We start from the raw sequence: 25871 nt of genomic DNA on the forward strand, positions 1-25871 counted from the left end.
GCTCTAGCCGCGCGCTTTTTCGATGGCCGGCAGCAATTCGGTTTCGATGGCGTCGGGGGTCAGCGGGCCGACATGCTTGAAGGTGATGATGCCCTGGGGATCGACCACGAAGGTTTCCGGCACGCCATAGACGCCCCAGTCGATCGAGACGCGCCGGTCGCGATCGGTGCCGACGGCGTCATAGGGATTGCCCAGTTCGGCGAGGAAGGCGCGGGCATTTTCCGGTGCATCGGCCTGGTTGATGCCGAAGAGGCGGACGCCGGTTACCTCTTTCAGTGCCACCAGCAGGGGATGCTCGTCGCGGCAGGGAATGCACCAGGAGGCAAAGACATTGACCACGGTCACTTCACCCTTGAGCGAAGCGGTATCGAAGCCCGGCACGCCCAGTTCGGGCACTTCCTGCATGGCGAAGACCGGGGCGGGCTTGTCGATCAGCACAGAGCGCACCAGGCCCGGATCCCGGTCGATGGAAAAGGCGAAGACCGCCACGAGGGCGACCAAAGCGATCAGCGGCAGGGCGAAGAGCAGGTAGCGCATCAGCGGCGGCGTGCTTCTAGCGAAGCGAGCTTTTTCGCGGTGGCGCGGGCATCGTAGAGGGTCCAGCCGATCAGTCCGGCCACGCCTGTCGCAACGCCGAGATAGGCCCAGATGATGAAGACGGCATGGGGTCCGAGATCGATCATGCCGTGCTCCCCTGCGCTGCCTTGCGCTGCAGGGTCATCACGCGGCGGCGGCGGACTTCGGTATGCATGGCCTTGAGCTGCAGCGTGATGAACAGGAAGGTGAAGGCGAAGAACATCACGAAAAGCGGGGTCAGGATCGAACCGGGCATGGTCGGGCCGTCGGCGCGGAACACTGATGCCGGCTGGTGCAGGGTGCTCCACCAATCGACCGAGAACTTGATGATCGGGATATTGACCGCGCCGATCAGGGTGAAGACAGCAATGACGCGGGCGGCGCGCAACTGGTCGTCGAAGGCGCGCCACAAGGCGACGATGCCGAGATAGATGAAGAGCAGGACCAGGGTCGAGGTCATGCGGCCGTCCCATTCCCAGAACGTACCCCAGGTGGGCCGGCCCCAGAGGGCGCCGGTGAAGAGGGCCAAAGCGGTGAAGAGGGCGCCCAGCGGGGCGGCGGCTTTCATCGATACGTCGGCCATGGGGTGGCGCCAGACCAGCGTGCCGAGCGCGGAAACCGCCATGACGCCATAGACGAACTGGCTCAGCCAGGCATTGGGCACGTGGACATACATGATGCGCACGGTATCGCCCATCTGGTAGTCCTCGGGCGAATTGAAGAAGGCGAACCACAGGCCGACCACGAAGAGAACGGCAGTGAGAATGGTCAGCGGCCAGAGCAGCGGCGTGGTCCAGGCCACGAATTGTCCCGGATGGGCAATCCGGTTCCACCAGCTCTGCTTGGGTGTGGTGTCTATGCTCATGATCTCAGTAGACCTCATCCTGAGCCTGTCGAAGGACGAGGTCGTGGCACAAGGCTCTCCACTCGCCCGACCTCGTGGTTCGACAAGCTCACCACGAGGTCTCGGGGCAGTCATGCTCTAGTCTTCGCCCGAGCTTATCGCAAGGGCGGCGGCAAAGGGAGCCAAAGCCACGGCCATGAGGCTCAATGCCGCAAGAAACAGCAAAGCGGCGGAGGATTGGGTGGCGCTGATGCTGCCGGTGCCGAAGATCAGCACCGGAATGGAGAGGGGGGCGACGAGGATGGGGGCGATCAGCCCGCCGCGCCGGATTGCCACGGTGACGGCGGCTCCCACGGCGCCGAAGGCGGCCAAAGCGGGGGTGCCGACCAGCAGCGAGATCAGCATGCGCCAGAAGGTCTCGACATCCATGGCCAGCAGCATGGCGAGGAAGGGGCTGGCGACGATCAGCGGCAGGGCGGAGACCAGCCAATGGGTGATCAATTTTGCGGCAACCACCGCGCTCAAGGGCAGGTCCGCCTGACGCAGCAGGATCAGCGAGCCATCCTCGTGATCGGGGCGAAACAGCCGGTCGAGCCCCAGCAGCATGGCGAGGAATGCGGCGATCCACACCATGCCGGGGGCGATACGGGCGAGCAGTTCCCGATCGGGCCCCACGGCGAAGGGCACAATGGCCCCGACGATGATGAAGAACAGCACCAGCGTCAGCACATCGCCGCCACCGCGCCGCGCGAGGCGCAATTCGCGGACCAGCATGGCGCGAAAGGCGCTCATGGCCGTGCCCCCAGCACCACTGTTTCCATACGGGCAGGGTCGGGCAGGGTGATGGGATCGTGGGTGGCCGCGATGGCCAGCCCGCCCATGTCGAGATGGTTGTCGAGCAGCCGCGTCACCAGGTCATGGCCTTCGGCGTCGAGCGCCGCGGTGGGTTCGTCGAGCAGCCAGAGCGGACGCAGGCTCACCAGTAGCCGTGCCAAAGCCAGCCGCCGCGACTGGCCGGCGGAGAGATAGCCGGCATCGAGATCGCCCAGCCGCTCCAGTCCGACCTGCTGCAAGGCAGCGTCGATGGATAGGCCTGTAGCGCCATTGACCGCGGCCCAGAAGCAGAGATTTTCGGCCACGGTCAGCCGCGGTTTGACGGCGTTGCGATGGCCGCAATAGTGCAGGGCAGGGCCGGTTTCTGCGTCACTGCCCTCAAGGGCAAAAACGCCATCGAGCGGGGCGACGATGCCGGCCAGGGTCAGCAGCAGTGTGGTCTTGCCTGATCCATTGGCGCCGCGCAGCAATAGACAGCGTCCGGGGGTGACGGAAAAATCCAGTGCGCGCGTCAATGCCATGCCGCCGCGCCCGCAAACGAGGCCGGTCGCGCGCAGGCTCAGCGGGGGGAAGACTTGCCTAGACGTCATGACCCCTTCTCGTATTGAACCCAAGGTCAGGCTGGCAAGCCCAATCGCAATTCTCTATAAGCCCTTATAGATTGGATTCATTCCAGGAAAGGCAGCGCTGTTGAGCGGTTTACGGGCGTCTCGTCCGGGCCGGCGCGCCGCCGCAACCGAACAAGATTAGGGCGGAAACCATGACCTCGGTAAACAGCTTCAAGTCGAAATCGACCCTTACGGTCGGCGACAAGACCTACACCTATTATTCCATCGAAAAAGCCGAACAGAACGGCCTCAAGGGCGTTTCGGCCCTGCCCCATTCGATGAAGGTGGTGCTGGAAAACCTGCTGCGCTTCGAGGACAACCGCACGGTCACCAAGGCCGATATCGAGGCGGTGGCCACCTGGCTCACCACCCGCACTTCCGAGCATGAAATCTCCTACCGCCCGGCCCGCGTGCTGATGCAGGACTTTACCGGCGTGCCGGCGGTGGTCGACCTGGCCGCCATGCGCGACGCCACCGCCAAGCTTGGCGCTGATCCGCAGAAGATCAACCCGCTGGTGCCGGTGGATCTGGTCATCGACCACTCCGTCATGGTCGACAGCTTCGGCACGGCTCTGTCCTTCGGGCAGAATGTCGAACTGGAATATGAGCGCAATGGCGAGCGCTACGAATTCCTGCGCTGGGGCCAGTCGGCCTTCGACAATTTCCGCGTCGTGCCGCCCGGCACCGGCATCTGCCACCAGGTCAATCTCGAATATCTGGCCCAGACCGTGTGGACCAAGGACGAGAATGGCGAGACCGTCGCCTATCCCGATACGCTTGTCGGCACCGATTCGCACACGACCATGGTCAATGGCCTGGCCGTTTTGGGCTGGGGCGTGGGCGGCATCGAGGCGGAAGCGGCCATGCTGGGCCAGCCGATCACCATGCTGATCCCCGAAGTCGTGGGCTTCAAGCTGATCGGCAAGATCAATGAAGGCATTACCGCCACCGATCTGGTGCTGACCGTCACCGAAATGCTGCGCAAGAAGGGCGTGGTCGGCAAGTTCGTGGAATTCTACGGCCCGGGCCTCGATTATCTCAGCCTCGAAGACCAGGCGACCATCGCCAATATGGCACCCGAATATGGCGCCACCTGCGGCTATTTCCCCGTCGACAGCGACACGCTCAAATACCTCACCACGTCGGGCCGCGATCCGCAGCGCGTGGCGCTGGTCGAAGCCTATAGCCGCGCCCAGGGCATGTTCCGCGAGACCAATTCGCCCGATCCGGTTTTCACCTCGACGCTCGAACTCGACCTCACCACCGTCGTGCCCTCGATCTCGGGCCCCAAGCGCCCGCAGGACCGTATCGCGCTCGACAATGCCAAGCAGGCCTTTGCTGCCGCCCTGCCCAAGGAATTCGGCAAGACCGACAATCCCAAGGTGCAGGTCGAAGGCACGGATTACGCCATCGGCCATGGCGACGTGGTGATCGCCGCCATCACCTCCTGCACCAATACGTCCAACCCGTCCGTGCTGGTCGCGGCGGGCCTGGTGGCCCGCAAGGCGCGGGCGCTGGGGCTGGATTCCAAGCCCTGGGTCAAGACCTCGCTGGCCCCCGGCAGCCAGGTGGTGACCGACTACCTGACCTCGGCCGGATTGCAGGACGATCTGGACGCCATCGGCTTCAACCTGGTCGGCTATGGCTGCACCACCTGCATCGGCAATTCGGGGCCGCTACCGGCAGAGATTTCCAAGGCCGTGCAGTCGGGTGACCTCGTCGCCGCCTCGGTGCTGTCGGGCAACCGCAATTTCGAAGGCCGCGTGAATCCGGACGTGAAGGCGAACTTCCTCGCTTCCCCGCCGCTGGTCGTGGCCTATGCCCTGGCCGGCTCGATGAATATCGACATCACCAAGGAGCCGCTCGGCACCTCCAAGGACGGCAAGCCGGTTTATCTGAGGGATATCTGGCCGTCGAACCACGAAGTGGCCGAGATCGTGCGCAAGCATGTCACCAAGGAAATGTTCCAGGGCCGCTATTTGGACGTCTTCAAGGGCGACACCAACTGGCAGAATATCGTCATCGAGGGCGGCCAGACCTATGGCTGGAATTCGTCCTCGACCTATGTGCAGAACCCGCCCTATTTCGAGGGCATGTCGATGGAGCCCAAGCCGGTCACCAATGTCGAAAAGGCCAAGGTGCTGGCGCTGTTCCTCGATTCGATCACCACCGACCACATCTCCCCGGCCGGCTCGTTCAAGGCCTCGACGCCCGCCGGCAAGTATCTCGAGGAGCGTCAGGTCGCGCCGCGCGACTTCAATTCCTACGGCGCCCGCCGCGGCAATCATGAAGTGATGATGCGCGGCACCTTCGCCAATATCCGCATCAAGAACCAGATGCTGGATGGCGTCGAGGGTGGCTATACCAAGGGCCCCGATGGCAGCCAGATGGCGATCTACGATGCCGCCATGGCCTACCAGGCCGCCGGCACGCCGCTGGTGATCTTTGCCGGCAAGGAATATGGCACCGGCTCGTCGCGCGACTGGGCGGCCAAGGGCACCAACCTGCTCGGCGTGCGCGCCGTCATCGCCCAGAGCTTCGAGCGTATCCACCGCTCCAACCTGGTCGGCATGGGCGTCATCCCGCTGCAGTTCAAGGACGGCGAGAGCTGGCAGACGCTCGGCCTCGACGGCACCGAGACGGTCGATATCGACGGCGTCACCGAAATCGCGCCGCGTGCCAAGGTCAATGTCCGGATCACCCGCGCCGATGGCTCGGTGGTCAATGTCGAAACGCTGTGCCGCATCGATACGGCCAATGAGCTCGACTATTACAAGCATGGCGGCATCCTGCACTATGTGCTGCGGAGCCTGGTGGCGGCGTAACCGCCTGGTCTTTGTTTGTCGCGTTTCCGAACCGCAAAACCGTTGCCACTTTTGCTGGAAACGCTCAGATCGAAATGCAAAAGGCCCCGCAAGCGGGGCCTTTTTCTTTTGCTGTTGTTCGATCAGGGAATGTCGAAGCCGCGCTCTGAATAGTCCTTCAGCTTGTTGCGCAACGTCCTGATCGAGATACCCAATATCGCGGCGGCATGTGTACGGTTGCCGTTGGTTTGCCGCAGGGTCGCGAGAATCAGGCTCAGTTCGACGTCGGAAACGGGTAATCCCACCAAGGCCTCGGCGGCCGAGATATCGGGATTGAAGTCCTGCATGTCATATCACTTTCTGAGCCCCCATATCCTGCTCAGAACGGGTCCAGCATTGCCCCTAATGGTTAACCAAAGATAAATTTCGCGCAGTCGGGCGGCAAAAGACATCTCTCACCCTCTTTTGACTAGCGGCGCTCCGCCGGCCCGGCTTACAACCTTGCCCATGACGCTCAAACCTCTCTTTGGCGCCGCCCTTGGCCTTGTCACGCTTGCCTCGCTGGTCCACCCGGCCAGTGCCGAAAGCATGCGCGCGCGCCCCAAGGCGGTGGTGGAATTGTTCACCAGCCAGGGCTGCGCCCAGTGCCCGCCGGCCGATGCTTTGCTCACCAGCCTCGCCGAGGCCGATGACGTAGTGGCGCTCGCCTATCACGTCGATTACTGGGATTATGTCGGCTGGGAAGACACGTTCGGCAACGAGGATTTTTCCGACCGCCAGCGTGCCTATGCCAAGAGCTGGGGCTCGTCGCGCATCTATACGCCGCAAATGGTGGTCAACGGCGCCAAGGGCGTGGTCGGGTCGCGGCGCAACGAGGTGCATGGTGCCATCGATGGCGCCAGCCTGCCGCTGGCGGTCGAGATCGCCCGCGACGGCGACATGCTGAAGGTGGCCATTCCGCCCGATACGGGGCTGGATAATGCGGTGGTCTGGATGGTCACCTATCTCGATCGCGCCGATGTCACGATCGAAAAGGGCGAGAATGCCGGCAAGGCCATGGTCTATACCCAGGTGGTGACCGGGCGGCAGGCGCTGGGCATGTGGGAAAGCGATAGTGGCGCCGATCTCAAGCTGCCGCTGCCCGAAATGCTCAGCGCGGGCAGCACCGGCATTGCCGTGATCGTGCAGCAGGAGCGCAATGGCCTGCCCGGCCCCATTCTGGGCGCTGCGACTTACGAGCGCTGAGTTTGAGACACAAAAATCCCGCCCCTGGGGGCAGGGACGGGAAAGTCTGACTGGTCAACTCAAATAAGGCGGCTGGCACCCGGGCTTCTGGGTTTGGGGGCTCGGTCGGCCCGGATGCCAGCCACTGGAGGCAATGACTGGACAATGCCGGGCCATTCTGGCGCGTTCACGGACAGATTGTGACCGAATTGGGGTTTTTGCACTCCGCTATCTCGCCCTTGCATCCTCAGGCGATTACCGCAATCATGACAGTGTGTTGACGAGTTGGATTCTCTGGGAGCCGAGCCGACCGGTGCAGGGCCGCACGCCGAAGGAAAAAACCGTCAGCCTGTCGCTGGTGCATGCCAGCGAGGCTTTGCCGAGTCCGGCATCCAGCAAGCTGCCCGCCATCGTCACCTTCGACCGCAGGGAGCTCCAGCTCATCCTCAATGTCTATGGCCGCAAGGTCGCGGCGGGCGACTGGCGCGATTATGCGATGGACTTCCTGCGCGAGCGGGCGGTGTTCTCCATCTATGCGCGCGTGTCCGAGCGGCCGCTCTTCATCATCGAAAAGACGCCGCGCCTGCGCAACCGGCAGGGACAGTATGCGGTGACCAACCAGCAGGGCCGCATCCTCAAGCGTGGCCATGACCTGGCTTTGGTGCTGCGCGTGCTCGATCCGCAACTGGCGGTGGTGGGGTGAGCCTCGTCGATGACGACAATTCTTGTGTCGTGCGCGGCCCGATCTCGCAGTAGACCTCATCCTGAGCCTGTCGAAGGACGAGGTCATGGCAGAAGAGCTCCACGCGCCCGACCTCGTGGTTCGACAAGCTCACCATGAGGTCTGCAAGTTCGGCTAAAGCGCCAGTTGCATATGCACGATGTCGAGCCAGCGGTCGAACTTGAAGCCCAGGGCTTCGTGGCGGCCGATATGGCGGAAGCCGAGCTTTTCGTGCAGGCGGATCGAGCCGGTGCCCTCGGCGGTGATGACGGCGATCATCTGCTTGAAACCGAAGGCCCGCGACTGGGCGATGATCTCGGTCATCATTGCCGAGCCCAGCCCGCGCCCCTGCGCGGCCGGCGCGCAATAGACCGAGTTTTCGCAGGTGAAGCGATAGGCGGGCCGAGGCCGGTAGACCGAAGCATAGCTGTAGCCGAGCAGGGCGCCGTCGTCGCCCTCCGCCATGACGATGGGATGGCCGAGGGCCTGCATATGCCCGAATTTTTCGGCCATATGGCTTTCGCCCGGTGCCTCCAGGTCGAAAGTGGCTACCGAATTGTGGACATAGTGCTTGTAGATCGCCGTGATGGCGGGCACGTCGGACCATTCGAAGGGGCGCAGGCGATAGTCTGGCACGACGAGATTTCCGGCAAAAGAAAGGGACCGCACCCCTTTTAGGCTGCGGTCCCCGATATCGTCCAACCAAATTGCTTGATTCAGCGATCAAGCAAGCCGTTGCTTACTCGCGGTTGCCGAACAGGCGGAGCAGCATCAGGAACAGGTTGATGAAGTCGAGATAGAGGCTCAGCGCGCCCATGATGGCGCCCTTGGCCAGCACATCGGCGCCATGCGACTCCGAATAGCCTTCCTTGATCTTCTGCGTATCGTAGGCGGTGAGGCCCACGAAGATCAGCACGCCGACCGCCGAGATGGCGAATTCGAGCATGGAGGACTGCATGAAGATATTGACCACCGAGGCGATGATCAGGCCGATCAGGCCCATGAACAGGAAGCTGCCCATCTGGGTCAGGTCACGCTTGGTGGTGTAGCCGTAAAGGCTCATGGCACCGAAGGTCGCGGCGGTGATGAAGAACACCTTGGCGATCGAAGCGTCGGTATAGACCAGGAAGATGGAGCTCAGCGACACGCCCATGATGGCGGCGAAAGCCCAGAACGTGGCCTGTGCCGCGCCCACGGAGAGCTTGTTGATGCCGAAGCTCAGCACCAGCACGAAGGCCAGTGGAGCGAGCATCACGACCCACTGCAGCGGGCTCGCATAGAGCAGGGCGCCCCACTGGGTCACCAGCTGGCCATTGGCGAGCTGGCCAACGGCGGCGTTCGGATCGGTGGTGATGGCGGCGGCGGCGGCGAACCAGGCCGCCAGGCCCGTTACCACCAGGCCGATGCCCATGTAATTATAGACGCGCAGCATGTAGCTGCGCAGGCCCTCGTCGATGGCCAAGGCCGAGCCGGCCCGCGCACCGAGGGTCTGACGGTCATATTCAGCCATAGTCGGTTTCCTTTCCCAGGTGATGCGGTTTGATACCGCCGGTGGGCATTGGTTGCCACTTGATGAGACAATATGGATGTGACCCCAAGCGTTTACAAGTGATCTTGCGACCCTGCGACGAATGGGCTGGCCCCGGAGTCGGTCTGTGTTACGGTCGGGGGCGAATCGCGTGTTTGAAATCCTGATGAAGAGGAGGGCCCCATGCCCCGGCTCTTTACCGGCCTTGAAATCCCGGCCGATGTTGGATTTGCGCTTTCGCTGAAGCGCGGCGGCCTCAGTGGCGCGCGCTGGATCGATGCGGAAAACTATCACATTACCTTGAGGTTCATCGGCGATGTCGATCACCAGACCGCCGATGAGGTGGCCGACAGCCTCGACCGGCTGTCCAATTCGCTGCGCTTTTCGGTGCGGCTGACCCATCTGGGCACGTTTGGCGGCGACAAGCCCCGGGCACTCTATGCCGGGGTGGAGCCCAGCGAGCAGTTGACCCGGCTGCAGGCGGCGCAGGAGCGGGTGCTGCAGCGTGCCGGCCTGCCGCCGGAGGGACGCAAATTCGTGCCGCATGTCTCGCTGGCGCGGCTGCGTGGCTCCAGCGCCGGGGAGGTGGCCCGCTTCATGGCCGAGGCCGGGCGGTTCGAGCCGCTCAGTTTTCCGGTCGGGCGGTTCGTGCTGTTTTCCAGCAAGGATTCGGTGGGCGGCGGCCCCTATGTGGTCGAGCAGAGCTATCCCCTGGCCGCTTAAGCCGTGCTTCTGGCGGCCTGATCACGGTCTTGCCCGTATCAACACATTGTTAACCCAAGCGGCGCAAACCGGGAGCAACTCGTGCGGGCCCGCCAAAATGCCGCCGCGATTGACTCGCAGTTGAAGCAAATTCGATCGAACGTGGCGGCGTTTGACACCTTGGTAACCATGTTGGGGGCAGAGTTCGCGGGCAGCTCCTCCCGGATGGGACCTTCGAAACAAAGGATGAATTGGCGATGACGACGAAAACCGGTGGCCTCGCATTCGGGCTCGCGGTCGGCGCGATCATGGCTCTGGCCCCTGCAGCCCAGGCACAGCAGGCGACCGAGCTCGGCACTTTCAATGCCTGGACGGCCTGGCAGGCGACGGATGCTTCCGGCGTGATCTGCTACGTTTCGGCGACCCCGCAAAAGTCCGAGCCCGCTGGCGCCAACCGCGATCCCATCCATTTCATGATCATCCACCGCAAGGGCATGGGCACCAAGAACGAGGTGCAGACCATTATCGGCTATCCGTTCAACACGACCAATGCCAAGGCCAGCGCCACGGTCGACGGCAAGGCCTATCCCATGGTCACCGAAGGCTCGGCGGCCTGGCTGGCCTCGACCGGTGACGAGAGCGGGTTCGTGCAGGCCTTCAAGGCCGGCAGCCAGCTCGTCGTGCGCGGCACCAGCCAGCGCGGCACCGATACGGTCGATACCTATTCGCTTTCGGGTGCAACCGCGGCGATGAACGCCATCGACGGCGCCTGCGCCTGATTTTTGGGTTGCCCCGCCGGGGCAATCCGCCCTATCTGGCCTGGGTCGAATGACCCGTTGCCCCTCCGCTTCCACGAGGCCCCGATGTCCAAATCTGCCGTGGCGCTCGCCCTTGTCGCCAGCCTGATCCTCACCACTGCCGCCAGCGCCCAGCAGGTGCGGATGCTGGGTGAGCATCGCGCCTGGTCGAGCTATGCCGCCAGTGACGCGGCCGGCGCCGTGTGCTTCGCCATGACCAAGCCGGAAGCGGTGACCCCGACGCCCGATGGTTATAGCCAGGCCTATATCTACATCACCAACCGCCCGGCCGAGAATGTCACCACCGAGTTCAACCTGGTGGCCGGCTTCCCCTTCCAGCCCGACAGCAAGGCCACGGTGACCGTCGACGGCCAGACCTTCAACCTCTTCACCCAGAACGACGCGGCCTGGCTCGACGATGCCGGCCAGGCTTCGACGCTGGCCAGCGCCATCCGCGCCGGCTCGAGCATGGTAGTGGAGGGTACGACGGCTGCCGGCATCAAGGTGACGGAAACCTATTCGCTGTCCGGCGCCACTGCGGCGCAGCAGTCGATCGGAAGCGGCTGCTGAGTTCCCAATAGACCTCATCCTGAGCCTGTCGAAGGACGAGGTCGTGGCAATATCGGCGTTCCCGACCTCGTGGTTCGACAAGCTCACCATGAGGTCTCGCCCGGACGCATGCCTTCCTCCCGGCACGGTGACTTTGCGTAACCATCACCGATATGCTATTGGCCGCGCCAATCCCGCATCTTCCGGACCTTTCGCCACGCCATGAGCATCGCGCTGAACCTTGACCATTCGACTGCCGTCCGCCCCGTCGCGGCCAGTCGTCCGTCGCTGATCGGTCTCAGCAAGCCCCAGCTCGCCGAGGCGCTGACCCATGCCGGCATTGCCTCGGACAAGGAAGCGCGCATGCGCGCCAGCCAGTTGTGGAACTGGCTCTATGTCAACGGCACCACCGATTTCGACCGCATGACCAATGTGGCCAAGCCGGTGCGGCAGAAGCTGGCCGACACCTTCATCCTCGATCGTCCCGAGATCGTCACCGAGCAGGTGTCGAGTGATGGCACGCGCAAATGGCTGTTCCGCTTCCGCGATCCGGCCAATCCCAACTATCCGCCGGTCGAGGTGGAAACCGTCTATATCCCCGAGCAGGATCGCGGGACACTTTGTGTCTCCAGTCAGGTCGGTTGCACGCTGACCTGCTCGTTCTGCCATACCGGCACGCAGAAGCTGGTGCGCAACCTCACGGCCGGCGAAATCCTCGGCCAGATCCTCATGGCGCGCGAGCGGTTGGGCGATTTCCCCGGCGGCACGCGCCCCGATGATGGGGGCCTGGTCCCCTCGGGCGAGACCCGCGCCATCACCAATATCGTGATGATGGGCATGGGCGAGCCGCTCTACAATTACGACAACGTCAAGCAGGCCCTGCTGATTGCCTCGGCCGGTGACGGCATGAGCCTTTCCAAGCGCCGCATCACGCTGTCGACCTCGGGCGTCGTGCCGTTCATCGAGCCCACCGGGCGCGAGATCGACGTCATGCTGGCCATTTCGCTGCATGCCACCAATAACGACCTGCGCGATGTGCTGGTGCCGATCAACAAGAAGTGGCCGCTCGAAGAGCTGCTCGAGGCCTGCCGCAACTATCCGGGCCTTTCCAATGCCCGCCGCATCACCTTCGAATATGTGATGCTCGATGGCATCAATGACAGCGATGCGGAAGCGCGCGAACTGGTGCGGCTGCTGGCCGGCATTCCGGCCAAGATCAACCTCATCCCGTTCAATCCCTGGCCCGGCGCCAATTACGGGACGTCGCCGTCGAGCCGCATCGAGCGCTTCGCCGACATCGTCAACAAGGCCGGCTATGCCAGCCCGGTCCGCACTCCGCGCGGCCGCGACATCTTCGCCGCCTGCGGCCAGCTCAAGAGCGAAAGCGAGCGCTTGAGCAAGAAGGATCGAGAGGCGCTGGCGGGGGTGTAATCGTCAGTTCACCGGCGATGACTCACCCGTCGTGGTGATGAGATCGATGGTCGACAGCTTGTCGTTCCAGCCGATGTCGTTGAGATTGTGCAGGCCGAAGCTGGCCAGCCGCCGCCCCTTGGCCGGATCGAAACGACTGTCGTTCGGGCCATGCTCGTGCAGGATCACGGTGGTGTTGCGCGGCAGGAAAATGCTGCTGACCACATCATGGGCCATGCCCAGTTCGGTGATCTCGTAGCGATAGACCCGCTGGATATATTTGCGCGCCGGCCCGCTGGGCCATTGCATCATCCAGTATGCGCGCTCGGAGATGATATTGCCGGCGCGCCAGGGGACGCCGACATTGTGACCCAGCCCGAGCCAGTGCTCGAACAGACGGATGTCGTTCCAGGGATAGGGCCAGTTGTCCTGGTTCTGGATGGCGGTTTCCCGCCGTCCATCGTCGAAATTGACATAGTCCAGCGTCAGGATGTTGAACCACACCTGCATCTTGAGGTCGGTGCCATTGGCGGCGGCGATGATCGACCAGGTGCTATGGGGCGGCTCCTTGTCGAGGTCGATCTCGATCGTGCCGGATGCCCGGTCATCGGCATCGGGCGAGTCGCGCTCGATGGCGCGCAACCGCACCTTGAACTTGTTGGAGGTCACGACCGGATAGATGACGGGCCTGTAATAGCTGTTCTCGACGAAACCCGTCGGCACCAGATTCTGATGCACGCTTCGCCGTTCGAAGCTGAAGGCCTGCTGCCCGCCAAAGTCGACATAGAGCTCGAGCTCGTAGCGGTTGCCGGAGGTTTCGGAAAAGTTGTGGCCGAGCCACTTGTTCATTTCCACATGCAGCTTCTTGCCGAAGACATTGGCCATGGCGCTCTCCCACATCGGTGGCGGCATGGTGCGGCAGCGCGCGGGAAGGCACATCCTTCAAATGAAGGACAGGTTACCGGCGCATTTACCATGCGGCTGCCGCGAAATTACTCTTCCGCCACCCAGTCCATCCGCCACTTTCCCTGCCCCTCACTGGCCAGCAGGTTGGCCAGTTCCGGCAGCAGAACCTGCATTTCCTCTTCCAGCACAAAGGGCGGATTGACCACGATCATGCCCGTGCCATGCAGCCTTGGAGGCGTGCTGGGCGCACGGGTCGTCAGTTCGATGCGGAGGATTTTCGTCATGCCCGTCGCCTTGAGGTCGCGGATGAATTGCTCGACTTCGGCGGGTTCCTTGATCGGATACCAGAAGGCATAGATCCCGCCCGGCCAGCGCTGGTGGGCTTTCACCAGGCCGGCCACCATGCGGGCGAATTCGCCCTTTTCCTCGAAGGGCGGGTCCACCAGCACGAGGCCGCGCTTTTCCTTGGGCGGCAGATGGGTGCCCAGGGCGGCCCAGCCGTCGAGATGGGTGGCGCGGGTCTGGATGTCGCCGGCAAAGTTCTCGCGCAGAGCGGCGGCATCGTCGGGATGCAGTTCGAGGGCAAAGAGCCGATCCTGCTCGCGCAGCAGGTGCCTGACGATGAGCGGCGAGCCGGGATAGAAGCGCAGGCCGCCACCCGGATTCTGGGCCCTGATCGCGTCGAGATAGGGTGCGGCCAGCTCCGTCGCCGGGCCGGACAGAGCAGCACCGATCAGCCGACCAATGCCATCGACCCATTCGCTGGTACGCCCGGCTTCGTCGCCTTCGAGATCGTAGAGGCCGACGCCCGCATGGGTATCGAGCACGCGGAAGGCGGCGGGCTTGCGCTTGAGGTATTCGACGATGCGAGTGAGGATCAGGTGCTTGACCACGTCGGCGAAATTGCCGGCATGGAAGGCGTGGCGATAGTTCATGGGAGCGTGAGCAGAAAAAGTTGCAGACTTTTTCGGTTCGCGAGCGCGACCATCAAGATCATTTTCGGCCTTCTGCCAGCAGGATGGTCGCGGCGAAGGCCATGAAAACGGCGGCAAAGCTCCAGTTGAGCGCCTTGCCGACCCAGGCATTTTCCCTGAGCGTGCGGGTCAGCCATTCGGCGAACAGCACGATGGCGATGACCACAGGCAGCGAGACCACGACGAATTCGACGCCGAGGAACAGCAGCTTGCCCACCGCCACAGGATCGTCGGCAGAGACGAATTGCGGCAGGAAGGTCACGAAGAACAGGGCGACCTTGGGGTTGGTGAGGTTGATCCCCAGCCCGGTCATGTAGCTCTGCCACCAGCTCGGCTGCTTGCCGGCCGTGCGTACCACGAGAATGCCGCCGCCCGAGCGCACCGCCTGGATGGCCAGCCAGACGAGATAGAGCGCCCCGACGATCTTGAGCACCCAGAAGGCGGCCGGGGCGGTGACGATCAGCACTGAAATACCGAAAGCCACCAGCGTCGTATGCACGGCAATGCCGGTCATGGCGCCCAGCACGGTGGCGAAGCCATGCGAACGGCCCCAGTTCATGGTGCGGGAGACGAACAGCGCCATGTCGGGGCCGGGCGTGACTGCCAGCACGAAACCGGCCAGCGCGAAGGCGAGGATGACGGACAGATCGGGGATGAAGGTGGGCATCGGATTGCTGCCGAAAGAGGTGCGGTGCACTCTTCTATCACCGCGTCATTCCCGCTGGCCACTGCGTCAATGCGATCAGCCCAGCGGCAATTCGTGGCTGCGCTTGATGGTCTCCATCGGCACGTCGGTCTTGACGCTCTGCACGCTGGGAATGCGCATCAAATAGTCGGACTGGAAGCGCCAATAGGCATGCAGGTCGGTGGTGACGACGCGCATGATGGCGTCGCATTCCCCGGTCGTGAGATAGCATTCGGCCACTTCGGGGAATTTGCGCACCGTCTCGGCGAATTGATGGGTGGTTTCGGCATCCTGCGTCTTGAACCAGATGCGCGCGAAGACCGTGAGACCCAGCCCGATGGCCGGGCCGTTGAGCACCGCGACATACTGGTCGATGACGCCCCGGTCCTCCAGCAACTTCACGCGGCGCAGGCAGGGGGAGGGGGAGAGACCCACCTCATTGGCCAGTTCCACATTGGACATGCGGCCATTGCGCTGCAATGCTCGGAGGATGCGGCGATCGATGGCGTCGAGTATTTCTGGCATGTCGCACGCAATTTAGTGTGTCATGTGGCAGGATATGCCAACAGATGCGCCAAAATTGCGATTATCGCAAGATTGTTGCGCGATGATTGGCCTATTATGTCAGCATTAAACCGGGAGCGGGATGCCAATGGCAAAAGATATCAAGAAGGTCGTGCTGGCCTATTCGGGGGGCTGGACACCTCCATCATCCTCAAATGGCTGCAGGAAACCTATGATTGCGAAGTGGTGACCTTCACCGCCGATCTTGGCCAGGGCGAAGAGCTCGAGCCGGCGCGCAAGAAGGCCGAAATGTTCGGCATCAAGGATATCCGCATCGAGGACCTGCGCGAGGAATTCGTGCGTGACTTCGTGTTCCCGATGTTCCGCGCCAATGCCATGTATGAAGGGCTCTACCTGCTCGGCACCTCGATTGCCCGTCCGCTGATCGCCAAGCGCCTTGTCGAGATCGCCCAGGAAACCGGCGCCGACGCCATTTCCCATGGCGCCACCGGCAAGGGCAATGACCAGGTGCGGTTCGAACTCACGGCCAATGCGCTCGACCCGTCGATCAAGGTGATCGCGCCCTGGCGCGAATGGGACCTGCGCAGCCGCACCAAGCTGCTCGAATATGCCGAGCAGAACCAGATTCCTGATCGCCAAGGACAAGCGCGGCGAAGCCCCGTTCTCGGTCGATGCCAACCTGTTGCACACCTCGTCCGAGGGCCGTGTGCTGGAAGATCCGGGCGTCGAAGCGCCCGACTATGTCTATCAGCGCACCGTGGATCCCGAACAGGCGCCGAATACGCCCGAAGTGATCAAGGTCGGCTTCGAGAAGGGCGATGCGGTTTCGGTCAATGGCGTGCGCCTGTCGCCGGCCGATTTGCTCACCAAGCTCAACGAGCTGGGCGGCAAGCATGGCGTGGGAAGACTGGACCTGGTCGAGAACCGTTTCGTCGGCATGAAGTCGCGCGGTGTCTATGAGACGCCCGGCGGCACCGTGCTCTGGCATGCCCATCGCGGCATCGAGTCGATCACGCTGGATCGGGGCGCGGCCCATCTCAAGGATGAGATCATGCCGAAATATGCCGAGCTTATCTATAATGGCTTCTGGTATTCGCCCGAGCGCGAAATGCTGCAGGCGCTGATCGACAAGAGCCAGGAATTCGTCACCGGCGAAGTCTCGGTCAAGCTCTACAAGGGCAGCGCCAATGTGGTGGCGCGCACGTCGCCCTATAGCCTCTATTCGGAAGATCTGGTGACCTTCGAAGAAGGCGCGGTGGCCTATGACCACAAGGATGCCGAAGGCTTCATCCGCCTCAATGGCCTCCGGCTCAAGACCTGGGCGGCGCGCAACAAGAAGGCGCGCGGCTGAGCCATGCATCTGCGGGCGGTCTGGATCATCCCTGAATGGTCCGGGCCGGCCTTCACCATCCGAACTTAATCGCTCGTTAACAAGAACGATCTAGCTTTCGTGCGGCGTCATTGCAGAAAGCATTGGGACGGGAGAAGCGGCGGGTGCGAGCAGAAGACGCTGGCAGCTTGAGCGAGATGGCTGAAGCTTTGCTGCTCGACGCTGCGCTCGAGAACATCCCCTATGGCTTCTGCGTCTGGTCCCCCCAGTTCCGGCTGGTGATGTGGAACAAGCATTATCGCGATCTCTACGGCTTCTCGGCCGATGCCATCTATCGCGGCATGACGCTGGAAGAAGTGGTGCAGCTGGCCAACCGGCTCGGCAACCATACCGGGCAAGATCCCGAAGAATTCTACGAAATCTATACCGGCGAGTTGCTGGCCAATCGCGGCGGTGCGCGCGCCAAGCGGCAGGAAGCGGTGCGTGGCGGCCGCACCATCGAAACCGCCCATATCTATTCGGACGCCCTGGGCTGGGTGGTGACGCATGAAGACATTACCGACGAGATCGCCCGCATCGAAATAGCGCAGAAGCGCAAGCTGGAGCTCGAACGGCAGAATATCCGGCTCGATGCCGCGGTGAACAATATCAGCCAGGGCTTATGCATGATGGACGCCAAGGGGCGGCTGGTCATCTGCAACGAGCCCTACGCGCGCATCTACAACCTGCCTTCGAGCCTGTTGCGGCCGGGCACGCAGCTCGAAGACATCCTCAGCCACCTGTTCGACATGGGCATGAGCGCGGGGGGCACGCGCGATGAATATATCGTCTGGCGCCGCGACGTCATCAACCGGCGCGAATATGGCAAGAATATCCACGAGCTCAACGGCCGCACCATCATGATGCAGCACCATCCGATGAAGGATGGCGGCTGGGTCTCGACGCATGAGGACATTACCGAGCAGCGACAGAACGAGGCGCGCATCCGGCATCTGGCCCGGCACGACGCGCTGACCGACCTGCCCAACCGCATCGAATTCCTCGAACAGATGGCCAAGACCGAGGCCGGCCTCAGCCGCGGTGAAATGGCGGCCGTGCTTTATATCGATCTCGACCACTTCAAGGCGGTCAACGATACGCTGGGTCATGCCGTGGGCGACGAGGTCATCAAGCAGGCTTCGGCCCGCCTCTGGGGCACGACGCGCGAAACCGACGTATTGGCGCGGCTGGGGGGCGACGAATTCGCGCTGCTGATGCGGCCCATCGACAGCGCCGCCGACGCCGCCAAGGTGGCCGATCGCATCATCAAGTCCATCGGTGCGCCCATGTCGATCGGCGGCCAGCAGGTCGAGATCGGCGCCAGCGTGGGCATTGCCATCGGGCCGGGCGACGGGGTCAAGACCGATGCCCTGGTCAAGAATGCCGATCTCGCCCTCTATCGGGCCAAGAGCGAAGGCCGCTCGACCTACCACTTCTTCGAGACCGGCATGGATGCCGACCTGCAGCAGCGCCGCTCCATCGAGGCCGGGCTGCGGCTGGCTTTGCAGCGCGAGGAATTGCGGCTGATGTTCCAGCCCTTGCTGGGCCTCAAGGAAAACCGTGTTACCTGCGTCGAGGCCCTGCTGCGCTGGGACCATGAAGGCCGCACCATCTCGCCGGTCGAATTCATTCCCATTGCCGAGGAAACCGGGCTCATCGTCGCCATCGGCGAATGGGTATTGCGCGAGGCCTGCAAGACGGCCGCGACCTGGCCGGGCGAAATCCGCGTCGCGGTCAATCTGTCGCCGGTGCAGTTCAAGAGCCGGGACCTGCTGGGCCTGGTCAAGTCGGCGCTATCGGAGGCGCGCATTCCGGCCACGCGGCTGGAGCTGGAAATCACCGAAAGCCTGCTGCTGGCCGAGAACGACACCAATCTCAAGGTGCTGCACGATTTGCGCGCCATGGGCGTGCGCATCTCGATGGACGATTTCGGTACCGGCTATTCCTCGCTGAGCTATCTGCGCAGCTTCCCCTTCGACAAGATCAAGATCGACCGCAGCTTCATGCGCGACCTGACCAGCCGCGGCGACAGCCAGGCCATCATCAAGGCGGTGATCGGGCTGGGGCAGTCGCTGGGCATGTCGACCACGGCCGAGGGTGTCGAGACCGAGGAACAGCTCGAAATGGTCCGCGCCCAGGGCGCGTCCGAGGTGCAGGGCTTCCTGTTCTCCCCACCCCTGGCGCCGGCGGCTCTGGCCAACCTGCTGCATTCCGAAGCGGTCAGCACTCAGGTCAAAAGCAAGAAGGCGTCCTGAGCCTATTCCGCCGCGCCGAAGCGCAGGCCATCCACGATGAGATCGACCATGCGCCGGGTATGCGCCTGGTCGGCCACCGACAGGTTGCCGATGGCGCGCAGCAGGTCATAGGGGGCGATATCCCGCCGTATTTCGCCCGCTGATGCTGCCGCATCGAGCAGCATGGCCAGGGCCGGCTCGAAGCTGGCCCGGAAATAGGCAGGCAGCGTATCGAAAGCGGGATCGCCCGAATGGAGGGCAGCCGAAAGCCCCGTTTTTGTAGCGATGAATTCGGCATAGCGCTGCAGCCAGCGGGCCAGTGCCTGGCCGGGCGCATATTCGGCCGCCAGCGCCGGTGCTGCTGCGGCGCAGGCATCGACTTCCCGACGGAATACCGCCGCGACAAGGTCCGCCCGCTTGGGGAAGCGGCGATAGAGCGTTCCCATGCCCACCCCGGCCCTGGCCGCGATCTCGCGCACCGGCGCATCGACGCCGGAAGCAGCGAAGACTGTCCTGGCCGCTTCCAGCACAGCGTCTTCGCTGCGCTGCGCATCGGCGCGCAGCTGTCGGTTCGGCTTTTGTCGGGCATCGGCCATGGCCGGCTTCCTCATTATTCATGTCCAGCAGGCAGCGCCTCTTGCTAAACGGAGCAATGCTCCGTATATGCGAAAGGCAAACGGAGCGTCGCTCCGATTTCTTGTTATAGCCGAGCCAGGCCGGTTCGGCCAGCAGCCAAGCAAGGGGCTCTCATGTCCGATCATCAAACCGAAACCGCTTCGCCTGTCGTCTCCTACGCACCTCTCCGGCTCGCCGCACCCCGGCGCGGGACGGACCTGCATCTGCGCATTTCCGCACCGGTCGGCGGGCAGGCGCTGCCCGTCGTCATTTTCTCGCATGGCTTCGGCCAGTCGCTGCATAGCTATGGCCCGCTGGTCCATCATTGGGCCGGGCAGGGCCTCGTGGTCATCCAGCCCACCCATCTCGATTCGCGCTTGCTGGGCATGGCGGCAGACGATCCGCGTCAGCGCCAGGTCTGGCGGCTCCGGGAGACCGACCTGACCGATATCCTCGACCAGCTCGACCGCATCGAGACCATGGCGCCCGCCATAGCCGGGCGGCTCGATCGCGACCGTATCGCCGTGGCAGGTCATTCCTGGGGCGCCCAGACCGCCAGCATGCTGCTCGGCGCGACCCACCCCGATCCCGATGACGGCTCGGTTGTCGATATCGCCGATGAGCGGATCAAGGCGGGCATCCTGCTGGCGGTGCCGGGCACGGGCGGCACCAATCTCAGCCCCTTTGCGGCCGAGCATTTCCCGTTCATGCATCCGGATTTTTCCGCGATGACCACGCCGGCCCTCGTGATTGCCGGTGACAATGACAAGGGCGCGATGACGGTGCGAGGTCCCGAATGGTGGCGCGAAGCCTATGACCTGAGCCCTGCCGGCAAGGCCCTCTTCACCGTTTTCGGAGGTGAGCATTCGCTCGGCGGCATCTCCGGTTACGAGGCAAAGGAAACCAGCGATGAAAGTCCGGCGCGGGTCGCAGCCATCCAGCGGCTTTCCACCGCCTATCTGCGCAGCGCGCTTTATCCGGGCAACCCGGCCTGGGAGGACGCAATTGCGGTATTGCGCGCCAGCCCCGGACCTGAAGGGACGGTCGAGAGCAAGTGACCTGATTCCGGCGGTCACCGCATCCTCTGGAATGGGGGTGCGGTGATTGCCTTTGGCGAGGGCCTTTGCCAGACTCGGCCTATGCGTCCAGGTCTTTATGCCCAGCTCCGTGCCATAGCCCGCCGCGAGACCCGCGACGCGGGGGCGGCCGAGGATATGGTGCAGGAGGCGCTGCTGGCTGCGGTGCTGGCCGGCCGCACCGATTTCGACGCCGGCGATACGGCGCGCTGGCTCAGCGGCGTGGTGCGCAACCGGGCGCGCATGGCCGCACGTGGCGCTATGCGCCGGCGGGGCCGCGAAACCCAATGGCAGGCCCAGGCGGTGACGCCGCCTGTGGCCGGAGAACCCACTGACGTCCAGGCGCTGCTCGTGGCGCTGCCGCCTGCGCTGAGGGCGGTGGCGGCGCTCACCCTTTCCGGTCACAACCGGCGGGAGATCGCCTTTCTGCTCGATCTTTCCGATGCCGCCCTGCGCCAGCGCATCAGCGCCTTGCGTCGCCGCGTGGTGCAGGCGGGGCTGGCCGCGCCGGCCGGTCTGCCGGGGCTCAGCCTCGACCTCGCCTATGGCCGCATCCGCGATGCGCTGCTGCCGAGCCTGTTGCGGCATGGCGGCCTGTTCGCCAGCCATGACCCAGATGGGCATCTTTTCATCGTCGCGCGCTCACAAAAGCCGACCTCGCGGCAACAGGCAGTGCAAACCACAATGGAGGGCTCGTCATGAGCTTCAAACCCAAAAGCGCCAGCATCGTCTTCTATGTCAGCGACATCGCCCGCACCGAAAAATTCTACAACGAGACGATGGGTCTCGAGCTTGTCCGCATGGAGGGTGCCGAGCCGTTCTGGCTTTCCGGCACGCTGGAGGGCGGACTCGATCTCGTCTTCTTCGAAATGGACGGCGTGCGCGGCAATACGCCGGCCCTGGTCTTTACCGTCGAGGGCGGCGGCATTGACGATGTCGTGGCGGCGCTGGTCGCGCAGGGCGTCACCATCGTCACCCCGGTTTCGGAGGCGCCGGGCGGCTGGAGCGCCGACTTTCTGGACCCGGATGGCTTTGGCCTCGGGCTCTGGCAGTCGGAAGAGTTTCCGCGCTCGCTGAAATAGGTCTGGCCGGGCGCGCCGGTGCTAGAAGCTGTAGCTTATGCCGGCGCGCAGCAGATTGACCGATGGGGCATTGGCGCGGTGCCGGTAGCCGGCCGGGATGAATGTCTCGACATCGCCGAGGCGAATATGCAGGTATTCGGCGCGGACCCGCCAATGTTCGTCCAGCGCCAGCTCGGCGCCGCCGCCGGCCGTCCAGCCCGTGGCCAGTTGCGCGGCAATCGGTGGGTCACCGGCTTCGCGCTTGGCAAAACTTGCCGCTGCGAGGCCCGCCGTGCCGTAAACCAGCAGATTGTCCGCGGCCCAGCCCAGGCGGCCGCGCAGGGTGGCCAGGGCGTTGATCTCGATCTCGTTGATCCGGCCAGCGGCCTGGGAATCGTCGCCGACAAAGCGGCCCAGGCCCAGATCGGCCTCGACGCCGAAGACCATGTTGCCATGCTGCTGCTGGTAGCCGGCCTGCAGGCCCCCGGTGACGCTCTGATAGGCAATGTCGCCATCGGGATCCCAGGTCAGCGTCACGACATGGAGAAAGTCATTGCTGGCGCCGCCCCAGCCATAGCCGACATGACCGCCAATATAGGCGCCGGACCAGTCATAGCCGCTCTGGCCGTAGCTGCCGCGACCGTCGAATGCGGGATAGGTGTCGGCCGCTTTTGCGCCGGGAACGAGTGTCAGGCTCGACAATACCAAGAGGCACACGCAACGCGTCATGGCAGGCGCTCCACATCGTCAGTGCCGCCAAAGATGAACAATCATGGTTAACAAATGATCGATGCGGGCGGCTGTCACGGTCGCCGTCGTTAACGCCGCAACCCACCTCTGCGCGTGCTGCGCTTGTGGAAAACCCATTGTTCCTGTATGGCAGCGCCAAATGCGCCGGTCCTGCGTTTCGCGGGAGCTGGTGTGCGTTCATCCCGCATGGTTCGTCCGTTGCAGTCCGCCTCCCCAAGACGCGGACCCGGTTCTGGGATCATGCCACCCAGAGGCCGACCCCATATGTCCTTGCGCAATATCGCCATTATCGCCCACGTCGACCACGGCAAAACCACGCTGATCGACGTCCTGCTCAAGCAGTCCGGTTCCTTCCGCGAGAATGAGCGCGTCGAAGAACGCGCCATGGACAGCAACGATATCGAGCGCGAGCGCGGCATCACCATTCTGGCCAAGGTCACGTCCCTTCTCTGGAAAGACACCCGCATCAATATCGTCGATACGCCCGGCCACGCCGATTTCGGCGGCGAAGTGGAGCGCATCCTTTCCATGGTCGATGGCGTGGTGCTGCTGGTCGACGCGGCCGAAGGCCCGATGCCGCAGACCAAGTTCGTGCTCGGCAAGGCTTTGGCCCAGGGCCTGCGTCCCATCGTGGCCATCAACAAGATCGACAAGTCCGACGAGCGGCATCTCGAAGTGCTCGAGGAAATCTTCGACCTGTTCATCGCGCTCGACGCGACCCCCGAACAGCTCGATTTCCCCGTGCTTTACGGTGCGGCCAAGCTGGGCTGGATGGCCAACGAGCCCGATGGCGCGCGCGAAAGCCTGGCGCCGCTGCTCGACAAGGTCATCGAGCATGTGCCCGAGCCCAAGGTTGAAGAGGGCCCGTTCCGCATGCTGGTCACCACCATCGAGCGCAACCCCTTCCTCGGCCGCATCCTGACCGGCCGCATCTTCTCCGGTTCGGTCAAGGCGGGCGATGCCATCCACACGCTCAACCGCGAAGGCAAGATTGTCGAAAAGGGCCGCGTCTCCAAGGTGCTGGCCTTCCGCGGCCTCGAGCGCAATCCGATCGATGTCGGCGAAGCCGGTGATATCGTCGCCATTGCCGGTCTCGAGACCACGACCGTGGCCGATACGATTGCCGTGCCCTCGGTCACCGTGCCGCTGGCTTCCAAGCCCATCGATCCGCCGACCCTGTCGGTGACCTTCCGCATCAATGACGGCCCGCTGGCCGGTCGCGAAGGCGACAAGGTGCAGTCGCGCGTCATCCGCGAGCGCCTGATGCGCGAAGCCGAAGGCAATGTCGCCATCAAGGTGACGCCGGGCACCGACAATGACAGTTTCGACGTGGCCGGCCGTGGCGAATTGCAACTGGCCGTGCTGATCGAAAACATGCGCCGCGAAGGGTTCGAGCTGACCATCGGCCGCCCCAAAGTGCTGTACAAGGAAGAAAACGGCGTCAAGCTGGAGCCGATCGAGGAAGTCATCATCGACGTCGATGATGAGCATACCGGCGCCGTGGTGCAGAAGCTGACCGAGCGCAAGGGTGAGCTGACCGACATGCGTCCCTCGGGCGTCGGCCGCACCCGTATTCGCCTGCTGGTGCCCACCCGCTCGCTCATCGGCTACCAGGCCGAATTGCTGAGCGACACGCGCGGTACCGCCATCTTCAACCGTCTGTTCCATGAATTCGCACCGTTCAAGGGCGAACTGGCCAGCCGCCGCACCGGCGTGCTGATCTCCAACGGCACCGGCCAGTCGGTGGCCTTCGCCTTGTGGAACCTGGAAGATCGCGGCCCGATCATGATCGATGCCGGTGTCGACATCTATGAAGGCATGATCATCGGCGAGCATAGCCGCGAGAACGACCTGGAAGTGAACGCGCTCAAGGGCAAGCAGCTCACCAATATCCGCACCACGTCCAAGGACGAGGCGGTGCGCCTGACCACGCCCAAGAAGCTGACCCTGGAACAGTCGATCGGCTATATCGCCGATGACGAATATGTCGAGGTCACCCCCAAGTCGATCCGCCTGCGCAAGATGTGGCTCGACCCCAATGATCGCAAGCGCATGAGCCGCGCCGCGAAGTCGGCGTAAGGAGAGCCGGCTTCGCCGGCACCCCCACCCTTGATCCCTCCCCACAAGGGGGAGGGAGACGATGGAGCTGCGGGGTCTCAGTCTGCGCCTCCCTCCCCATGATGGGGAGGGATTGAGGGTGGGGTGGGGCCACGAGCGCAAGACTTCGAGGAGCCCCCATGACCGACTGGATCATCCAGACCATTTCCGATCTCGGCTATCTCGGCATCTTCCTCGTCATGCTGGCGGAATCGATCTTTCCGCCCATTCCGTCCGAATTGATCATTCCCTTTGCCGGCTTTGCCGCCGCCAATGGCCAGCTCGACTTCTTCGGCGTGTTGGCCGCCGCCACGGTCGGCGCGGTGGTGGGCATGCTGCCGTGGTATTTCGCCGGGCGGCTGTTCGGGCTCGAACGGGTGCGCTGGCTGGCCGACCGCTATGGGCGGCTGCTGACCATGAATGCAGACGAGATCGACATGGCGGTCGGCTTCTTCCGCCGGTTCGGCCCCATCATCGTGCTGGTCGGCAGGCTGATGCCCATCGTGCGCACGCTGATCTCCATTCCGGCCGGCCTTGCCCGCATGCCGCTGCCGGTCTTCCTGCTCGCCTCTACCGCCGGGGCGCTGATCTGGAACACGATCCTGACCCTGGCCGGCTATATCCTGCATGAGCATTACGAGCTGGTCGAAGTCGTGCTCGATCCGCTGAGCTATATCGTGCTGGCCGGCGTGGTGCTGCTCTATCTCTTCCGCGTCATCACCTGGAAGCCGGCCAGGAAGCCGACGCCGCCGAACCCCTGATGCCTGTCGCAAAATGCAATGCGCCTCGCATTCTGCGAGGCAGGAACCGCTGCAAAACGCGAATGTTCACAGCACTTTAATCTCTATAGCCAGCATTTCCGGGCCTGTCCGGTCTGGCACGCTTCGTGCATTGCTCCCGCCGTCCGGCAGACTTTGTATTGCGTACCGGATGTCAGTCATTGGGGTCTCGTTCCGTGCGACCGGAGCGGGACCCTCATGCT

The 25871-nt window shown here is 63.5% G+C and carries 26 protein-coding genes and 2 pseudogenes; 14 read left to right on the forward strand and 14 right to left on the reverse strand.

Going from position 1 to position 25871, the window contains the following annotated elements:
• Positions 1–3: 3 nt before the first annotated feature.
• From NVV79_RS07255 to ccmA, 5 genes are all read right to left on the reverse strand, one after another.
• Positions 4–537: a DsbE family thiol:disulfide interchange protein gene (locus NVV79_RS07255; protein WP_303987617.1), complete on the reverse strand. Its 534-nt coding sequence runs from the start codon at positions 535–537 to the stop codon at positions 4–6.
• A complete protein-coding gene (gene ccmD, locus NVV79_RS07260; RefSeq protein WP_303987619.1) occupies positions 537–683 on the reverse strand; it encodes a heme exporter protein CcmD in 147 nt (48 codons plus the stop codon). The genes NVV79_RS07255 and ccmD overlap by 1 nt, the downstream gene beginning before the upstream one ends.
• Positions 680–1441: a heme ABC transporter permease gene (locus NVV79_RS07265; RefSeq protein ID WP_303987621.1), complete on the reverse strand. Its 762-nt coding sequence runs from the start codon at positions 1439–1441 to the stop codon at positions 680–682. The genes ccmD and NVV79_RS07265 overlap by 4 nt, the downstream gene beginning before the upstream one ends.
• Positions 1442–1558: 117 nt before the next feature.
• Positions 1559–2212 carry a heme exporter protein CcmB gene (gene ccmB / locus NVV79_RS07270; protein ID WP_303987623.1) on the reverse strand — a complete coding sequence of 218 codons (654 nt, stop codon included), beginning with the start codon at positions 2210–2212 and terminating at the stop codon, positions 1559–1561.
• A complete protein-coding gene (gene ccmA / locus NVV79_RS07275) occupies positions 2209–2844 on the reverse strand; it encodes a heme ABC exporter ATP-binding protein CcmA (RefSeq protein WP_303987625.1) in 636 nt (211 codons plus the stop codon). Before ccmA ends, ccmB begins: the two co-directional genes overlap by 4 nt.
• Positions 2845–3014: 170 nt before the next feature.
• Between ccmA and acnA the strand changes: the two genes are divergently transcribed.
• Positions 3015–5687, forward strand: coding sequence for an aconitate hydratase AcnA (gene acnA, locus NVV79_RS07280; RefSeq protein WP_303987627.1), 2673 nt, complete (start codon positions 3015–3017; stop codon positions 5685–5687).
• Between the two features lie 122 nt (positions 5688–5809).
• On the opposite strand, the pseudogene NVV79_RS07285 reads toward acnA, so the two are convergent.
• Positions 5810–5977: pseudogene (locus NVV79_RS07285) on the reverse strand (helix-turn-helix domain-containing protein); the annotation flags it as partial.
• Between the two features lie 196 nt (positions 5978–6173).
• On the opposite strand from NVV79_RS07285, the gene NVV79_RS07290 reads away from it, so the two are divergent.
• Complete coding sequence (locus NVV79_RS07290; RefSeq protein WP_303987629.1) at positions 6174–6911, forward strand: thioredoxin family protein; 738 nt, start codon at positions 6174–6176, stop codon at positions 6909–6911.
• A 334-nt stretch (positions 6912–7245) separates the two neighbouring features.
• Positions 7246–7593 (forward strand): DUF2794 domain-containing protein, encoded by a 348-nt coding sequence (locus NVV79_RS07295; protein WP_303988349.1) that lies wholly within the window; start codon positions 7246–7248, stop codon positions 7591–7593.
• Between the two features lie 153 nt (positions 7594–7746).
• On the opposite strand, the gene NVV79_RS07300 is transcribed toward NVV79_RS07295, so the two are convergent.
• Together NVV79_RS07300 and NVV79_RS07305 are read right to left on the reverse strand one after the other, a co-directional pair.
• Positions 7747–8247, reverse strand: a complete 501-nt coding sequence (locus tag NVV79_RS07300) for a GNAT family N-acetyltransferase (RefSeq protein WP_303987631.1) — start codon at positions 8245–8247, stop codon at positions 7747–7749.
• Positions 8248–8350: 103 nt separating this feature from the next.
• Positions 8351–9121 carry a Bax inhibitor-1/YccA family protein gene (locus NVV79_RS07305; protein ID WP_303987633.1) on the reverse strand — a complete coding sequence of 257 codons (771 nt, stop codon included), beginning with the start codon at positions 9119–9121 and terminating at the stop codon, positions 8351–8353.
• Positions 9122–9322: 201 nt separating this feature from the next.
• Between NVV79_RS07305 and thpR the strand changes: the two genes are divergently transcribed.
• From thpR to rlmN, 4 genes are all read left to right on the forward strand, one after another.
• On the forward strand, positions 9323–9862 hold the full coding sequence (gene thpR / locus NVV79_RS07310; RefSeq protein WP_303987636.1) for an RNA 2',3'-cyclic phosphodiesterase: 540 nt from the start codon (positions 9323–9325) through the stop codon (positions 9860–9862).
• A gap of 236 nt (positions 9863–10098) precedes the next feature.
• Positions 10099–10620 carry an invasion associated locus B family protein gene (locus NVV79_RS07315; protein WP_303987637.1) on the forward strand — a complete coding sequence of 174 codons (522 nt, stop codon included), beginning with the start codon at positions 10099–10101 and terminating at the stop codon, positions 10618–10620.
• 84 nt (positions 10621–10704) lie between these two features.
• Positions 10705–11208: an invasion associated locus B family protein gene (locus NVV79_RS07320; protein ID WP_303987639.1), complete on the forward strand. Its 504-nt coding sequence runs from the start codon at positions 10705–10707 to the stop codon at positions 11206–11208.
• A 201-nt stretch (positions 11209–11409) separates the two neighbouring features.
• A complete protein-coding gene (gene rlmN / locus NVV79_RS07325) occupies positions 11410–12618 on the forward strand; it encodes a 23S rRNA (adenine(2503)-C(2))-methyltransferase RlmN (protein WP_303987641.1) in 1209 nt (402 codons plus the stop codon).
• Between the two features lie 3 nt (positions 12619–12621).
• Here rlmN and NVV79_RS07330 read toward each other — a convergent pair whose 3' ends face one another.
• From NVV79_RS07330 to NVV79_RS07345, 4 genes are all read right to left on the reverse strand, one after another.
• Complete coding sequence (locus tag NVV79_RS07330; RefSeq protein ID WP_303987643.1) at positions 12622–13482, reverse strand: hypothetical protein; 861 nt, start codon at positions 13480–13482, stop codon at positions 12622–12624.
• Positions 13483–13589: 107 nt separating this feature from the next.
• On the reverse strand, positions 13590–14438 hold the full coding sequence (locus tag NVV79_RS07335; RefSeq protein ID WP_303987645.1) for a 23S rRNA (adenine(2030)-N(6))-methyltransferase RlmJ: 849 nt from the start codon (positions 14436–14438) through the stop codon (positions 13590–13592).
• A gap of 58 nt (positions 14439–14496) precedes the next feature.
• Positions 14497–15144 carry a LysE family translocator gene (locus NVV79_RS07340; RefSeq protein WP_303987647.1) on the reverse strand — a complete coding sequence of 216 codons (648 nt, stop codon included), beginning with the start codon at positions 15142–15144 and terminating at the stop codon, positions 14497–14499.
• Between the two features lie 75 nt (positions 15145–15219).
• Positions 15220–15687 (reverse strand): Lrp/AsnC family transcriptional regulator, encoded by a 468-nt coding sequence (locus tag NVV79_RS07345; protein ID WP_303987649.1) that lies wholly within the window; start codon positions 15685–15687, stop codon positions 15220–15222.
• Between the two features lie 127 nt (positions 15688–15814).
• On the opposite strand from NVV79_RS07345, the pseudogene NVV79_RS07350 reads away from it, so the two are divergent.
• Positions 15815–17038 (forward strand): annotated as a pseudogene (locus tag NVV79_RS07350) (argininosuccinate synthase).
• Positions 17039–17214: 176 nt separating this feature from the next.
• Positions 17215–19311, forward strand: a complete 2097-nt coding sequence (locus NVV79_RS07355; protein ID WP_303988351.1) for a bifunctional diguanylate cyclase/phosphodiesterase — start codon at positions 17215–17217, stop codon at positions 19309–19311.
• A 2-nt stretch (positions 19312–19313) separates the two neighbouring features.
• Here the strand turns inward: NVV79_RS07355 and NVV79_RS07360 are convergent, their stop codons facing one another.
• Positions 19314–19886, reverse strand: coding sequence for a TetR/AcrR family transcriptional regulator (locus NVV79_RS07360; RefSeq protein ID WP_303987651.1), 573 nt, complete (start codon positions 19884–19886; stop codon positions 19314–19316).
• A gap of 153 nt (positions 19887–20039) precedes the next feature.
• Here NVV79_RS07360 and NVV79_RS07365 point away from each other — a divergent pair, with 153 nt between their 5' ends.
• The 3 genes from NVV79_RS07365 to NVV79_RS07375 all read left to right on the forward strand — a co-directional run bounded on the left by NVV79_RS07365 (position 20040) and on the right by NVV79_RS07375 (position 22063).
• The gene (locus NVV79_RS07365; protein WP_303987653.1) at positions 20040–20963 is read left to right on the forward strand and encodes a hypothetical protein; all 924 of its coding nucleotides are present in this window, start codon (positions 20040–20042) and stop codon (positions 20961–20963) included.
• A gap of 81 nt (positions 20964–21044) precedes the next feature.
• Positions 21045–21683, forward strand: a complete 639-nt coding sequence (locus tag NVV79_RS07370) for an RNA polymerase sigma factor (protein WP_303987655.1) — start codon at positions 21045–21047, stop codon at positions 21681–21683.
• The gene (locus tag NVV79_RS07375; RefSeq protein ID WP_303987656.1) at positions 21680–22063 is read left to right on the forward strand and encodes a VOC family protein; all 384 of its coding nucleotides are present in this window, start codon (positions 21680–21682) and stop codon (positions 22061–22063) included. The genes NVV79_RS07370 and NVV79_RS07375 overlap by 4 nt, the downstream gene beginning before the upstream one ends.
• Positions 22064–22084: 21 nt before the next feature.
• Here NVV79_RS07375 and NVV79_RS07380 read toward each other — a convergent pair whose 3' ends face one another.
• Complete coding sequence (locus NVV79_RS07380) at positions 22085–22771, reverse strand: outer membrane protein (RefSeq protein WP_303987658.1); 687 nt, start codon at positions 22769–22771, stop codon at positions 22085–22087.
• A gap of 285 nt (positions 22772–23056) precedes the next feature.
• On the opposite strand from NVV79_RS07380, the gene typA reads away from it, so the two are divergent.
• Together typA and NVV79_RS07390 are read left to right on the forward strand one after the other, a co-directional pair.
• Positions 23057–24871: a translational GTPase TypA gene (typA, locus tag NVV79_RS07385; protein ID WP_303987659.1), complete on the forward strand. Its 1815-nt coding sequence runs from the start codon at positions 23057–23059 to the stop codon at positions 24869–24871.
• A gap of 158 nt (positions 24872–25029) precedes the next feature.
• Positions 25030–25650 (forward strand): DedA family protein, encoded by a 621-nt coding sequence (locus NVV79_RS07390; protein WP_303987661.1) that lies wholly within the window; start codon positions 25030–25032, stop codon positions 25648–25650.
• Positions 25651–25871: the final 221 nt, after the last annotated feature.

The sequence above is a fragment of the Devosia ginsengisoli genome (genome assembly GCF_024707105.1).
Lineage (GTDB): Bacteria > Pseudomonadota > Alphaproteobacteria > Rhizobiales > Devosiaceae > Devosia > Devosia ginsengisoli_A.